Origin of the sequence: Micromonospora sp. NPDC127501 (assembly GCF_040302185.1) — a bacterium.
GTDB lineage: Bacteria > Actinomycetota > Actinomycetes > Mycobacteriales > Micromonosporaceae > Micromonospora.
In genome coordinates this window covers 507,050-519,242 of sequence record NZ_JBEORJ010000004.1, presented here as the reverse complement: position 1 = coordinate 519,242, position 12,193 = coordinate 507,050, and the positions used below count along the sequence as shown (strand labels likewise).

The following is a 12,193-nucleotide window of genomic DNA, read 5'->3' as shown; positions in this document are numbered from 1 at the left end:
GCGCCCGATCAGATGCCCGGCAGTCGACCGTTGCGGAACAGGTCGACGAAGAGCTGATGGTCCTGGCGGGCGCGCACCCCGTACGCGTGTGCGAAATCCACCAGGTGGTCGACGAATCCCGGCTCGTCGGCGTCCACCGCCGCGACGATCGCCTCCTCGGTGGAGTAGTCCACCAGGTCGTGACTGGATTCGTCGTCGGCGACCGAGTGCATCCGGGCCACCGCCCGGCCGAGGTCGACGAGAACCCCGGTCAGCTCCTCCGGCTCGTTCACGTCCGACCAGTCCAGATCGGCGGCGTACGGGGAGACCTCGGCGACCAGCTGACCGGCCCCGTTCAGCTCGGTGAAACCCAGCCACGGGTCGGCGTGCGCCTGCAACGCCCGCTGCGACTCGGCGGTCCGGTGCCCCTGGTGCTGGAAGTAGCCGCGGACCGACTCGTCGGTGACGTACCGCGCCACGGCCGGCACCTGCGCCTGCTTCATGTAGATGACCACGTCGTTCTCCAGTGCCTGGGTGTGCCCCTCCAGCAGCAGGTTGTACGACGGCAGCCCGGCCGAGCCGATGCCCACCCCCTTGCGCAGCACCACGTCCTTGATCCGCGCGGCCACCGGCCGGAGCTTCATCGAGGCGGCGGGCAGGGTGCCCAGGTAGTCCTGGAAGGCGGCGCTGACCAGGTCCCGGGTGGCGTCGTCGATTTCGAAGACCCCGTCGCCGATGGAGAAACGTCGCTCGTAGTTGTCGATGGTGGTCTGCGCGGCGAGCAGGTCGACGCGGGTGTTGAGCCGGGCTCGTTGGAGCACCCGGCGCAGCACCCCGTCGGCGTTGTCCAGGGTGATCGAGCCGATCGCGTCGTCACCACCGGCCGCGATGGCCCGCAGCTCGGTCAGGTACGACCGGGCGAAGCCGGCCACCAGGTCCCCGATCGACGTGTCGGAGAGCGCCTTGCCGTAGCCGAGCAGCGCCACACTGGCCGCGAGCCGGCGCAGGTCCCAGGTGAACGGCCCGACGTACGCCTCGTCGAAGTCGTTGACGTTGAACACCAGCTGCCCGGAGGCGTTCATGTAGGTGCCGAAGTTCTCCGCGTGCAGGTCACCGTGGATCCACACCCGGCTGGTCTGCTCGTCGGCGAACCGGTCGTCGGCGAAGTCGCCGAGCTGGTCGGCGTAGAACAACGCGGCGCTGCCCCGGTAGAAGGCGAACGGCGACGCCGCCATCTTGCGGAACTTGCGGCGGAAGGCGGCCGGGTCGACCGCCATCGACGCGCCGAACTCCTCGGTGAGCACGTCGACGATGTGGGTGGACCGCTGGTCCGCTGAGCTGCTCATAGTGCGCAGGCTAGTGCGGCGGGTCCACAACGGGGTGGCGAACGGCCCATCCATCGATCATGCTGTCTGGGTCACGGCGCGGGGGCCCGGACACCACGGTCACGTCGGTCGATCGCGTCGCTGCCAAGCGCGGGCGACAGGTCCCCGGCCGGGCGTCGACCATGGAGGACCAGATACAGATGCTCCACAAAACGGGGACCCTACTCACCGCCGCACTGCTCGGCCTGACGGCGACGATCGGCTGGGCCGTACCGGCCGCGGCCGCACCGTCGGCGTCGGCCGACGCTCCCACGTTCTCGCTGAGCCGGCTGGTGCTCGAGCCGACCGAACGCGGCTACCGGGGCAGCCTTCGGGTGACCATCACCAACAACAGCGACAGCACGCAGGGCTTCTACTTCCGGGTCCGTGAGGCGGTGGCGGGCTCCTTCTCCGGGGGCGTGGAGTCACGCTGCGAGTCCGACGGCGTGGAGGAGGGGCTGTTGGTCCGCACCTGCGCCCTGCCGCGCGGCAACGACCTGGCCCCGGGTGAGTCCCGCAGGGCAACAGTCGAATTCCAGGTGCTGACCACCCCCCGCAGCTACCCGATGATCACGGCGGGCGGCCTGGTCACCGCCTACTCGTACGAAACCGGGTCGCTGGGCACCGTGCCGTTCAGCGCGCAGTTCCGCTCCCTCGACGGCACGCTGACCCGCCCGCAGACGTACGTGCAGGACACCGAGGCGAACGCGTCCGTCGAGGTGATCGGGCCGGTGACGGACGGCCCCGAGAACACCCGGCGGGTGCCTCTGCGGGTCCGGTACGCCGGTGACGCCCGGCAGCTCGGCAACTCGCTCACCGCCACCGGGCTGCCCGCCGGGTCGATGATCCTGTTCACCGAGCCTTTCGATGGCCCGGTGTACAGCGCACAGGCTTTTGTGCCGGGTGGGCTGCTGATGCAGGGCGAGGAGCGCGACGTGGCGCTGTTCATCGCCCGGCCGACCGACCCGGCGGACGAGTCCGCCCCGATCACGGTGGAGCTGGCCACCCACTACTGGAACGAGACGGTGCCCGACGTCGATCCGAGCGACAATACCGTCACGTTCAACCTGGCCGTAGCGGCCAGCTGACCTGAGGGTGCGGCGGTCGGCCGCCGCCCGGATCAACTCCGGGTGGCGGCCCACCGCCCTCAGCTCGCGGTGGGTGGGCGTACCGGTGGGGCGGTGAGCGAGTCCACCGAGCGTGGGGCGGCGGCCTCGCGGGGCGGGGCGTCCAGCGGCGCGGCCAGCACGTCCCGTTGCGGCACACCCCCGATGCCGGACTGCTCGGCGGCGATCTTCTCCTGAAGGCGCAGGATGCCGTGCAGCAGCGCCTCCGGCCGGGGCGGGCAGCCGGGCACGTACACGTCGACCGGGATGAGCTGGTCGACGCCCTTGGTCACCGAGTACGAATCCCAGTAGGGGCCGCCGCAGTTGGAGCAGGCACCGAACGAGATGACGTACTTCGGCTCGGGCATCTGGTCGTAGAGCCGCTTGATCGCCGGGGCCATCTTGTCGGTCACCGTGCCGGAGACCACCATCAGGTCGGCCTGGCGGGGGCCGTGGGCGAACGGGATCACGCCGAGTCGGATGAAGTCGTGCCGACCCATGCTGGTGGCGATGAACTCGATGGCACAGCAGGCCAGACCGAAGTTGAAAACCCAGAGCGAGTAGCGGCGCCCCCAGTTCAGCACGAACCGGATCGGCTCACCGAGCACTGCCGGCAGCTGCACGACCGCCTCCCTCCTACCCCCGTCGAACAGTCAATCACAGCTCCGGCGCGTACCCGTTGGGGCCGGTCACGATCCCCGCTGGCGCCCCAGAGTCCCGCCGCCTGTCACGCACCTGACAACCCGACGGGCTCAATGCCTGCAACCGTCGCCGGGGCCATCGAGTGTCTTGCTCGCATCACCGCCACCGGCGCAACGGTGGCGGCACTACGGGGAACGGGGAGACACAGATGACCAGAACCATCCTCCGCCGGCTGGTGGCCGGCGTGCTGGGCGCGGGGGTAGCGCTGACCGGTCTGTCGGGGCCGGCGATCGCCGCCTCGGGCGACACGGCGGTCTCCGTCGGTCGGCTGGTGCTCGAGCCGACCGACCGGGGGTACGCGGGCAGCCTTCAGGTGACCGTCAACTACCGCGGTCACGAGGCGTCGTACCTCAAATTGGCGGTCTCCGAGGCTGTCCCTGGCGCCTTCGACGGGCTCGACCCCGCCGATCCGTGCGTGTATGGGGTGGCGGAGCCGGCGCGGACGATCCACTGCCACGTGCCGGGCGGTGCGTTGCAACCGGGTGAACGACGGAAGTTCACCGTCGACTTCCGGGTGCTCACCACCACCCGGCCGTACGCGATGGTCACCTCCGGCGGGAAGGTCGCCATCACGACCGGGGACCGGAACCCGGCGAACGACACGGCGGCCTTCTCCGCGTTGTTCCGCTCGACGACCGGCTCGCTGCGTGCGCCCCGCCCGTACGTGCGGGACACCAACACAAATTCGGTCGTGAACGCCGGTCCCTCCGTCCTGACGAGGCAGGAGGACGGAAGCTGGCTCGGCCGGGTGCCGATGACCGTCCGGGTCGCCGGCGACGCGGCCCACGACGCGTACTGGCTGACGCCGACTTTGCCGAGCGGGGTCGAGATCGGCGGCACCGAACCCGCGGACGTCTGCACGGCGAGCTGCATGGTGGCCGGCGGCACGTTCATGCCTGGTGAAGAGCGAAAGATAGACCTGCTGATCTGGGCACCCGCCGAGGTGGCACCCGGTGACCTCGGCACCGGGTCGGTGCACCTCGGCGCCAGCTTTGGTTGGGGCGGTCTGCTGACCGACGTCGACCCGGCCGACAACGTCGCCACCTTCGCCATCACCGCCGGCTGACGAATGTCCTCGATCGAGGCGCGGCCGCAGGGGTTCCTGCGGCCGCGCACGCCCACCTCACCCGATCCGGTGACGACTCCCGCGCGTCTGCGCATCGAGGTGAGCGGGGCGGTCGCGCACGACAGTGGCCCCCGCTTCGACGAGGTCTACCGCCGTCACTTCCAGCCGCTGGTGGTGCAGCTGTACGCGTTCGTCGGGGACATGAACGAAGCACAGGACCTGGTGCAGGAGGGGTTCAGCCGGGCCTGGCCCCGCTGGGACCGGATCTCCCGGTACGACGATCCGGTGGCCTGGATCCGCCGGGTCGCCTGGAACGTCGCGGTCAGCCGGTGGCGCCGCCTGCGCACCGCCCGGTTGTTCAGCCTCCGCCAGCGGATGGAGGTGGTCAACGGGCCCGGACCGGACCGGGTGGCACTCGCCGCCGCGCTGGCGACCCTGCCGGTGAACCAACGGCGCGCAGTGGTTCTGCACTACATGGCCGAGCTGACCGTCAGTGAGATCGCCGAGGACTGCGGGGTGGCGGCCGGAACGGTCAAGTCCTGGCTGCACCGCGCCAGGGCCACCCTGGCCACCTGTCTGGCGGAGCAGGAGTCCGAACTCCCCGGCCGGCAACCCCCTGCGGTCGATGACCGCCCGACCGGAAGGAGGGCGGACTAGATGGAACAGCGCAACGAGCGAGCGGACTGGCTGGCGGCTGCCTTCGACGAGCTGAGCACCGCCGGCTTCCAGCAGGTCGTCGAGCCGGACCCGGACGTGCCGCGGCGACGGGCGTACCGCCGGCTTCGAAACCGGGTCGTGTCATCGGGGATCGCCGCGGCGGTACTCGTCGCGATCGGCGGGGTGGGTCTGGTCCGGCCCCTGGCCGCTCCGCCGCCCACCGATGTCATCGCACCCTTGCCGGCCACCGACCTTCCCTCCTTCCGGCCGGACACCCCGGTTGGCCCTCCCACCAGCGGGTCGCCCACGTCCCCGCAGAGCGGTCCGTCGACGCCGAGTGTGACCCCTTCCGCCAGCCCTCCGGCCGATCGGCCGACCAGTTCCCGCCCCACGCCCACGCCGACGCCGACCCCGACCCGGTACGTCGACCTGTCGATCAGCGCCCCGCGTTCCCTCACCCTGGAGCCGTCCGACACCGCCTACACCGGGACGCTCGACGTCACGATGGGCAACCCCGGCACCCGCTCGTACGACGCCGGGGATCTGGTCGTGGTGCTCCCCGCCGAGGCGACGATCAGTCTGAAGGGCACGAACATCGGCGGTTGCTTCCACCAGGGCCAGACCGACGACCTCAAGACGATGACCTGTACCGGCGACGGGCCGATCCCCCTCGGAGGCACCCGGTCGTACCAGATCGCGGTCACGGTGAACATCGCCCCGGGCGGCCCGGCACGGACCCTCACCGGCTTCGCGCTCACCGTGCGGGCCAACGTGAGCGGGAAGTTCCCGGCCGACCGTTCACCCGGCGACAACACCGCCGGCATCGATCTGAAGCTGCCCGCCAGTTGAGCGCCCGCGCCGCCGGAGCCTCTCCGGCGGTGCGGGCCAGGTGTCCCGTACCCGACAAGCGTTCGGTGCCCATTGACGCGCAACCTACCGACGCGCTCGCTTGTGTGACCGGTGCTGGCGAACACAACGCCCGCAATCGCCACGGGGAGGACGAGTGCTTGTGACACGAGATGTGCGGGTGGGTGGACGCCCACCGGACCCACCGGGAACCGCAACATCCACGCCGGCCGAGCTGGTCTTCGACGACTTCTACCACGCCCACTTCCGCGGCCTGGTGGTACAGCTGACCGCGTACACGGGCGACCGTGGGCAGGCGCAGGAGCTGGTTCAGGAGGCGTTCTGTCGTGCGTACGCCCGCTGGGACCGGCTCGCCGGATACCAGGATCCCCTGGCCTGGGTTCGTAAGGTCGCCTGGAATCTCGGGCACAACCGCTGGCGGCGACTGCGGACCGCCCAGCTGTGGCTGCTGCGACAGCGGGAGACACACGTTGCGGAGCCGAGCCCGGACCGGGTCGCCGTCGACGCCGCGTTGGCGAAGTTGCCGCCGAAGCAGCGGCGGGCCGTCGTACTGCACTACCTCGCCGACCTGACGGTCGCGGAGATCGCCGCTCAGGAACAGGTCGCCGAAGGGACGGTCAAGTCCTGGCTGCACCGGGGTCGAACCGCACTCGCCACCCACCTACGCGACACCAATGAGGAGGTGCGGGATGTCTGAGCAGGAGACCCTTGACCTCGCCGAAGAGTTCGCCCGCTACCGCCGTACCGCGCTGGCGGAGGTCGAGGCGCCGGGACCCGCCGCCGTTCGACGGACCGTACGAGGCCGCAGCCGGCGTCGGCTGGCTGCCACCGCCACGACGGCGCTCGCCCTGTTCGGCGGGTCTGCCCTCGGATACGCGGCGATGAGCGGCCCGGACCACCGACCCGGTCCGGTCGAGCCGACGCCGAGCGTGTCGGCGTCGCCGACGCCGCCGCCGACACCGACACCCAGCCCCGCCGGGACCAGTTCCAGCCCGACCATCCCCGTGCCGGACGGCCGGTTCAGCCGGTCCCAACTGCTGGGGGTGCCGGTGACCCTGCCGGCATGGCGGGCCGGGCCAGGCTGCCCGACGTCGCAGACGCGGCTCACCGCCGAGGCCCGGGAGGGCGCGAACTGGCTCCTGGCGCTCGACCACGGCGACATCGACGGGGACGGCGCGGTGGAGACGGTGGCGCTTGTGCAGTGCGTGCTCGGCACCCGCGGGCCGATGCAGGTGGTCGCCTTCGACCGCGACAAGGGAGGAAAGGTGACGACGGTCGGCCGGGTGGTCGCGACCACCATCGACAAGCCGCAGTGGCTGTTCGCGCTGGATGTCGTGGGCGACGGCACGGTCCGCGTTCAGGTCGGTGACATCGCTCCCGGGGGCGGTTGGCCCGCCGAGTGGTCACAGCGGCAGTGGCGGGGCTACCGCTGGAAGGGCGAAACCTTCGCCCAGGTCTCCGGGCCGACGAGCTTCGGTCAGAATCCGCACTCGGCGGATATCTCGGTGACCGCCACCGACCTCGTGCTGACCACTGCCGACGACGGCTCCCGAACGGGCACGGCCACCGTGCGGGTCCGTAACCGGGGCACCAAGCCGGTCGCCCACGTGGACCTGCGGCTGGGCGTACCCGCGGCGGTGCGTCCGGACGTCGACGGATGGGCCCCGTGCGAGGGCGAGCCCCAGCACTCCAGCGAGCCGGTGACCTGCACCCTTGGTCGGCTGGCGGCGGGGGCGGAGGTGCGGCTGGACCTCAGCTTCCGGGTGGCCGAGGGGGTCACGCTGGGCACGGGGAAGGCCGACGTGCGCGTCTGGGCGATGGACGCCGGATTCGACTTTCTGTTGGACGTCAACGACGCCGACAACCAGGTGCGGATGACCTACCGCTGAGGATCCGGTCGCCGGCCGCTACGTACGCCACGGGGGCGTACGTCGTGGCCGGCGCTCCGGTCACCAGGTGGGACGTTGCAGCAGCCCGACGAACTCGACCAGCAGCCGCTCCCGCAGCGCCGGCGGCGCGGCGTCGAGCAGCGTGTTCACCACCGCCATCCGCTCCGGCAGCGGCGCGCCATCGGGCTCGCCGCCCATGCCCAGCCCGGCGGCCAGGCCCGCGACCAGCTCCGGGGTCAGCGCGTCCGGGGTCAGCCACGTCGCCAGCGCCGTCAGTTCCGGGGGGAGGGCGACCGGACCGGCCGCCCGGGCCGCGGCCACCGCGTCGCTCAGGTCCGGCCCGAACTCGGCGACCCGGGGCGCGACCGCGGCGGTCACCGTGAGGTGCACGCTGGCGGGCAGACCGTCGTACGACAGCTGGGGTTGGGTGTGCCAGCCCCGCGCGGTCAGCTCGTCGACCAGGACGAACAGGTCGGGGTCACCCTCGGTGGCGGTGAAGCAGACGACTGTCGACTCCGGCTCGGCCATCAGCCGCAGCCCGTCGACGGCGCGGACCGCATCGGCCAGCCCGGCTACCGCATCCCGGGTGATGGCGGTCAGCCGCAGGTAACCCTCGTCACCGAGGTGCCGCAACGTGGCGTACGCGGCGGCGATCGGGCCGCCCGAGCGGGTGGAGGCGATCACTGGGTTGATCATGGTGTAGCCGGGCCAGTCGGCGTACGCGAAGTACTGCGGGGCGCGCAGCGTGGCGTCGCGGTGCAGCAGCACGGACACCCCCTTCGGCGCGTACGCGTACTTGTGCAGGTCGACCGAGATGGAGGTGACCCCGGGTACCGCGAAGTCGAACGGCGGCACCGGCTCGCCGAGCCGACGCAGGTACGGCAGGGTCCAGCCGCCGAAGCAGGCGTCCACGTGGCAGCGCACCCCGGCCTCGGCCGCGGCGGCCGCGATCTGGGTGACCGGGTCCACCACCCCGTGCGCGTACGACGGCGCGGAGCAGGCGACCAGCACCGTCTCCGGGCGGATCGCGGCGGCCATCGCGGCCGGGTCGGGACGCAGCGTCTCCGGGGAGACGGGCACGACGTCCAGCGCCACCCGCAGGTAGTGCGCTGCCTTGGCGAATGCCGCGTGCGCGCTCGACGGCACCACGAGACGGGGTGCGGCGATCTCCGGGTGGGCGTCCCGCGCGGTCTTGACGGCGAGGATCAGTGACTCGGTGCCGCCGCTGGTGACGCTGCCGACGACGTCCGGGGCGGTGGTCCCGGGGCCGGCGCCCAGCACCCGGCCGGCGGCGCCGACCAGCGCGTTCTCCATGGCCAGCAGGGACGGGAACGCGGTCGGGTCCAACCCGTTGACGTGCGCGCTCTCCCGGTGGGCGGCGGCGGCCAGCTCGTCCAGCCCGGGCACCGCCGGGTCGTAGACGTACGCGAACAGCCGTCCCCCGTGGGTGGGCGCGTCACTCGCCCGCAGCTCCCGCACCTCCTCCAGAACCCGTTCCGCCGGAACCCCGGTAGCGGAAAGCGCTCCAGCCTCAACCCTGTTCTCGTCGATCATGGAGTTACGGTGCCCTTCTCGTGACGGTCAACGGCTTTCGTCCCCCACCACAACTCCATGATCGACCAGGTCGCTGTGGGCGGTGAGGGTGTACTGGCGGAGCAGGAGGATCGGAGGGGCGATCAGCAGGGCCGGGATCAGGGTGAAGCCGAGGAGCACGCCCAGCCTCGCCGTGTCGGACTGGGCCGCCGCCGAGCCGGTGTCGGAGGACACGTAGCCGGAGAGCTGGAGCACCAGTCCGTAGATGCCCGGGCCGAGCGCCAGGCCGAAGGTCTCCCCGGCGGTCCACAGCCCGGTGAAGACGCCCGCCTGCCGTCGACCGGTGCGCGCCGTCTCGTGCGCGATGCAGTCCGGCAACATCGCCAGCGCGAAGACCTGCTGCCCGGCGTACCCCACGCCGATCAGCGCGACCACGAGGTAGACGGCGACCGGCGGCAGCACCGGCGCGGCGAGCAGGGCGAACGCACCGACGGCGAGGATCAGCGAGGCGACCACCAGCGCGGTCCGCTTGCCCAGCCGGGCACCGATCCGGGTCCAGATCGGCATCACCAGCAGCGCCGGCCCGACGAAGCAGACGAAGAGCAGGGTCGGCCCGCTCTCCTCGTCGCGGAGGATCTGCCCGGCGAAGTAGTTGACCCCGGCCAGGATCGTCGCCACCCCGGCGGACTGCACCACGAAGCAGATCAGCAGTGCCCGGAACGGGCGGTTGGCACCGGCCACGGCGAGCTGGGCGCGCAGCGTCGGCTCGCTCTCGCCCACCGTGCCGGTCGGCGCGGACCGGGTGCCCAGGAACGCGCCGAGGGCGCCGAGGGCGATCAGCACCGCCACGAACAGGCCCATCCAGCGGTGCCCGGCCACGCCGTCACCACCGGCGCTCACCACCAGCGGGGCGACCGCGCCGGAGACCAGGATGGCCAGCGCCAGCACAGCGATCCGCCAGGTCATCAACCGGGTGCGCTCGGCGTAGTCGTCGGTCAGCTCCGCCGGCATCGCCACGTACGGCACCTGGAAGAAGGCGAACGCGGTGGCGGTGGCGAGGAACGCGAACGCCACGTACGCCGCGGCGCCCGGACCGTTACCGAAGGGCGCGGCGAAGATCGACGCGAACAGCACGGCGAGCGCGAGCCCGGCGACGATCAGGTACGGCCGGCGGGCGCCCCACCGCGAACGGGTCCGGTCGGAGATCCGCCCGGCGACCGGGTTGACCAGCACGTCCCAGGCCTTGGGCAGCAGCACCAGCAGGGCGGCCAGCCCGGCGGCCACGCCCAGGGTGTCGGTCAGGTACGGCAGCAGCAGCAGACCGGGCACGGTGCCGAACGCTCCGGTCGCCAGGGAACCGAGCGCGTAGCCGGCGTGCACCGATCGGGGCAGCGAGCCGGTGGCTGACGAGCCGGCGCCCGGCGGCGTTTTCATGGGCCCGAATGTTACTCACGTTTAGACGTCGGTCACATCCCCTCATCAGGCGACCAGCCCGCCGCCGTGATGTCCACTCCCTCGCCGCGCAGCGGCACTCCCTCGGCCCGCAGTCGGGCCCGGGCCTCCCGCTCGTGCCCCGGCGGCAGTCGCCCACTCGCGGTCACCACTCGATGCCAGGGCACCGAGCCGCCGTGCCGGGCCATGATGTTGCCGACCAACCGGGCCGAGGCACGCCCCGAGCGCTCGGACAGCGCGTCGGCCACCCCGCCGTACGACATGACCCGGCCCTCCGGGATCCGCTCGACCAGGTCGAGCACCGCCTCGACGTACTCGTCTGGAGTCACAATCCGCCACCATATGGGAACGCCGCCGGGCGGTGCGGCCGTGACCACGCAGAATGGTCGGGTGCGCGACGCAGTCACGACGGCCCGGCGGGTCGTCGTCAAGATCGGATCCTCCTCGTTGACCACCGCCACCGGCGGGTTGGCCGACGAGCGCGTCGACACGCTGGTCGACACCCTCGGTCGACTCACCGCCGAAGGGCGCGAGGTGGTGCTGGTCTCCTCCGGCGCCATCGCCGCCGGGCTCGCCCCGCTCGGGCTGTCCCGACGCCCGCGCGACCTGGCCACCCAGCAGGCCGCCGCCAGCGTCGGGCAGGGGCTGCTGATCGGCCGGTACGCGGCCAGCTTCGCCCGGCACGGCCGCACCGTCGGGCAGGTGCTGCTCACCGTCGACGACGTGACCCGGCGGGCGCACTACCGCAACGCGTACCGGACGCTGCGCAAGCTGCTCGACCTGGGGGCGGTGCCGATCGTCAACGAGAACGACACGGTGGCCACCCAGGAGATCCGGTTCGGCGACAACGATCGGCTGGCCGCCCTGGTGGCCGCGCTGGTGCACGCCGACCTGCTGGTGCTCCTCTCCGACGTGGACGCGCTCTGGACCGGTGACCCCACCAACCCGCGCTCGACCCGGATCGCCGAGGTGCGCGACGAGACGGACCTCGCCGGCATCACCATCGGCGGGGCCGGCCGGTCCGGCGTCGGCACCGGCGGCATGGTGACCAAGGTCGAGGCCGCCCGGATCGCCACCGGCTTCGGCATCCCGGTGGTGCTCACCGCCGCCGACCTGGCCACGCCGGCGCTGGCCGGCGAACCGGTCGGCACGCTCTTCCACCCGCAGCGGCGACGCCCGACGGCCCGGCTGTTCTGGCTGGCCCACGCCACCTCACCCCGGGGGCGGCTGCACCTCGACCCGGGCGCGGTGGCCGCCGTCGTCGGGCGGCGCAAGTCGCTGCTCCCGGCCGGCATCACCGCCGTGGACGGCACGTTCACGGCCGGCGACCCGGTGGACCTGGTGGACACCGCCGGCGCATCGGTCGCCCGCGGGCTGGTCAACTACGACGCGGTGGAGCTACCCGGGCTGCTCGGCCGCTCCACGTCCGAACTCGCCGCGGCGCTCGGCCCGGCGTACGAACGAGAGGTCGTCCACCGCGACGACCTGGTGCTGCTCTAAGGAGTCGACAATGAGTGAGCGTCAGCGAGCGAATCATCGAATCAGTGCGGTGGTGCCTCAGGGCGGCACGCAGCGTGG

General features: G+C 72.0%; 12 protein-coding genes. 7 read left to right on the top strand and 5 right to left on the bottom strand.

From position 1 onward, the window contains the following. Nucleotides 1-8 precede the first annotated feature (8 nt). A complete protein-coding gene (locus tag ABTW72_RS12530; RefSeq protein ID WP_350857818.1) occupies nt 9-1,325 on the bottom strand; it encodes a DUF2252 domain-containing protein in 1,317 nt (438 codons plus the stop codon). A 179-nt stretch (nt 1,326-1,504) separates the two neighbouring features. Here ABTW72_RS12530 and ABTW72_RS12525 point away from each other — a divergent pair, with 179 nt between their 5' ends. Next, the gene (locus tag ABTW72_RS12525) at nt 1,505-2,431 is read left to right on the top strand and encodes a hypothetical protein (protein ID WP_350857815.1); all 927 of its coding nucleotides are present in this window, start codon (nt 1,505-1,507) and stop codon (nt 2,429-2,431) included. 59 nt (nt 2,432-2,490) lie between these two features. On the opposite strand, the gene ABTW72_RS12520 is transcribed toward ABTW72_RS12525, so the two are convergent. Then, entirely contained in the window at nt 2,491-3,072 is a 582-nt protein-coding gene (locus ABTW72_RS12520; protein WP_091402527.1) for an NADH-quinone oxidoreductase subunit B, read from the bottom strand. A gap of 227 nt (nt 3,073-3,299) precedes the next feature. Here ABTW72_RS12520 and ABTW72_RS12515 point away from each other — a divergent pair, with 227 nt between their 5' ends. The 5 genes from ABTW72_RS12515 to ABTW72_RS12495 all read left to right on the top strand — a co-directional run bounded on the left by ABTW72_RS12515 (nt 3,300) and on the right by ABTW72_RS12495 (nt 7,630). Beyond that, a complete protein-coding gene (locus ABTW72_RS12515) occupies nt 3,300-4,217 on the top strand; it encodes a hypothetical protein (RefSeq protein WP_350857812.1) in 918 nt (305 codons plus the stop codon). Between the two features lie 3 nt (nt 4,218-4,220). After that, nucleotides 4,221-4,874: an RNA polymerase sigma factor gene (locus ABTW72_RS12510; protein WP_350857809.1), complete on the top strand. Its 654-nt coding sequence runs from the start codon at nt 4,221-4,223 to the stop codon at nt 4,872-4,874. Continuing rightward, nucleotides 4,875-5,723 (top strand): hypothetical protein, encoded by an 849-nt coding sequence (locus tag ABTW72_RS12505; RefSeq protein WP_350857807.1) that lies wholly within the window; start codon nt 4,875-4,877, stop codon nt 5,721-5,723. 154 nt (nt 5,724-5,877) lie between these two features. Beyond that, complete coding sequence (locus tag ABTW72_RS12500; RefSeq protein ID WP_502892188.1) at nt 5,878-6,438, top strand: RNA polymerase sigma factor; 561 nt, start codon at nt 5,878-5,880, stop codon at nt 6,436-6,438. Then, nucleotides 6,431-7,630 (top strand): hypothetical protein, encoded by a 1,200-nt coding sequence (locus tag ABTW72_RS12495; RefSeq protein WP_350857804.1) that lies wholly within the window; start codon nt 6,431-6,433, stop codon nt 7,628-7,630. Before ABTW72_RS12500 ends, ABTW72_RS12495 begins: the two co-directional genes overlap by 8 nt. A 60-nt stretch (nt 7,631-7,690) precedes the next feature. Here ABTW72_RS12495 and ABTW72_RS12490 read toward each other — a convergent pair whose 3' ends face one another. Genes ABTW72_RS12490 through ABTW72_RS12480 form a run of 3 tightly spaced genes read right to left on the bottom strand, consistent with a single transcriptional unit; the run spans nt 7,691 to nt 10,944 of the window. Then, nucleotides 7,691-9,184: a pyridoxal phosphate-dependent decarboxylase family protein gene (locus tag ABTW72_RS12490; protein WP_350857801.1), complete on the bottom strand. Its 1,494-nt coding sequence runs from the start codon at nt 9,182-9,184 to the stop codon at nt 7,691-7,693. A 27-nt stretch (nt 9,185-9,211) separates the two neighbouring features. Beyond that, a complete protein-coding gene (locus ABTW72_RS12485; protein ID WP_350857798.1) occupies nt 9,212-10,597 on the bottom strand; it encodes an MFS transporter in 1,386 nt (461 codons plus the stop codon). Nucleotides 10,598-10,629: 32 nt separating this feature from the next. Then, nucleotides 10,630-10,944: an MGMT family protein gene (locus ABTW72_RS12480; RefSeq protein WP_238657423.1), complete on the bottom strand. Its 315-nt coding sequence runs from the start codon at nt 10,942-10,944 to the stop codon at nt 10,630-10,632. Between the two features lie 13 nt (nt 10,945-10,957). Between ABTW72_RS12480 and proB the strand changes: the two genes are divergently transcribed. Beyond that, nucleotides 10,958-12,115: a glutamate 5-kinase gene (gene proB / locus ABTW72_RS12475; protein ID WP_350857795.1), complete on the top strand. Its 1,158-nt coding sequence runs from the start codon at nt 10,958-10,960 to the stop codon at nt 12,113-12,115. Nucleotides 12,116-12,193: the final 78 nt, after the last annotated feature.

What these genes read in the sequence shown, in the direction of transcription:
- ABTW72_RS12530 (WP_350857818.1), bottom strand. Translation starts at nt 1,325, where the DNA reads ATGAGCAGCTCAGCGGACCAGCGGTCCACCCACATCGTCGACGTGCTC.
- ABTW72_RS12525 (WP_350857815.1), top strand. Translation starts at nt 1,505, where the DNA reads ATGCTCCACAAAACGGGGACCCTACTCACCGCCGCACTGCTCGGCCTG.
- ABTW72_RS12515 (WP_350857812.1), top strand. Translation starts at nt 3,300, where the DNA reads ATGACCAGAACCATCCTCCGCCGGCTGGTGGCCGGCGTGCTGGGCGCG.
- ABTW72_RS12510 (WP_350857809.1), top strand. Translation starts at nt 4,221, where the DNA reads ATGTCCTCGATCGAGGCGCGGCCGCAGGGGTTCCTGCGGCCGCGCACG.
- ABTW72_RS12505 (WP_350857807.1), top strand. Translation starts at nt 4,875, where the DNA reads ATGGAACAGCGCAACGAGCGAGCGGACTGGCTGGCGGCTGCCTTCGAC.
- ABTW72_RS12495 (WP_350857804.1), top strand. Translation starts at nt 6,431, where the DNA reads ATGTCTGAGCAGGAGACCCTTGACCTCGCCGAAGAGTTCGCCCGCTAC.
- ABTW72_RS12490 (WP_350857801.1), bottom strand. Translation starts at nt 9,184, where the DNA reads ATGATCGACGAGAACAGGGTTGAGGCTGGAGCGCTTTCCGCTACCGGG.
- ABTW72_RS12485 (WP_350857798.1), bottom strand. Translation starts at nt 10,597, where the DNA reads ATGAAAACGCCGCCGGGCGCCGGCTCGTCAGCCACCGGCTCGCTGCCC.
- proB (WP_350857795.1), top strand. Translation starts at nt 10,958, where the DNA reads ATGGGAACGCCGCCGGGCGGTGCGGCCGTGACCACGCAGAATGGTCGG.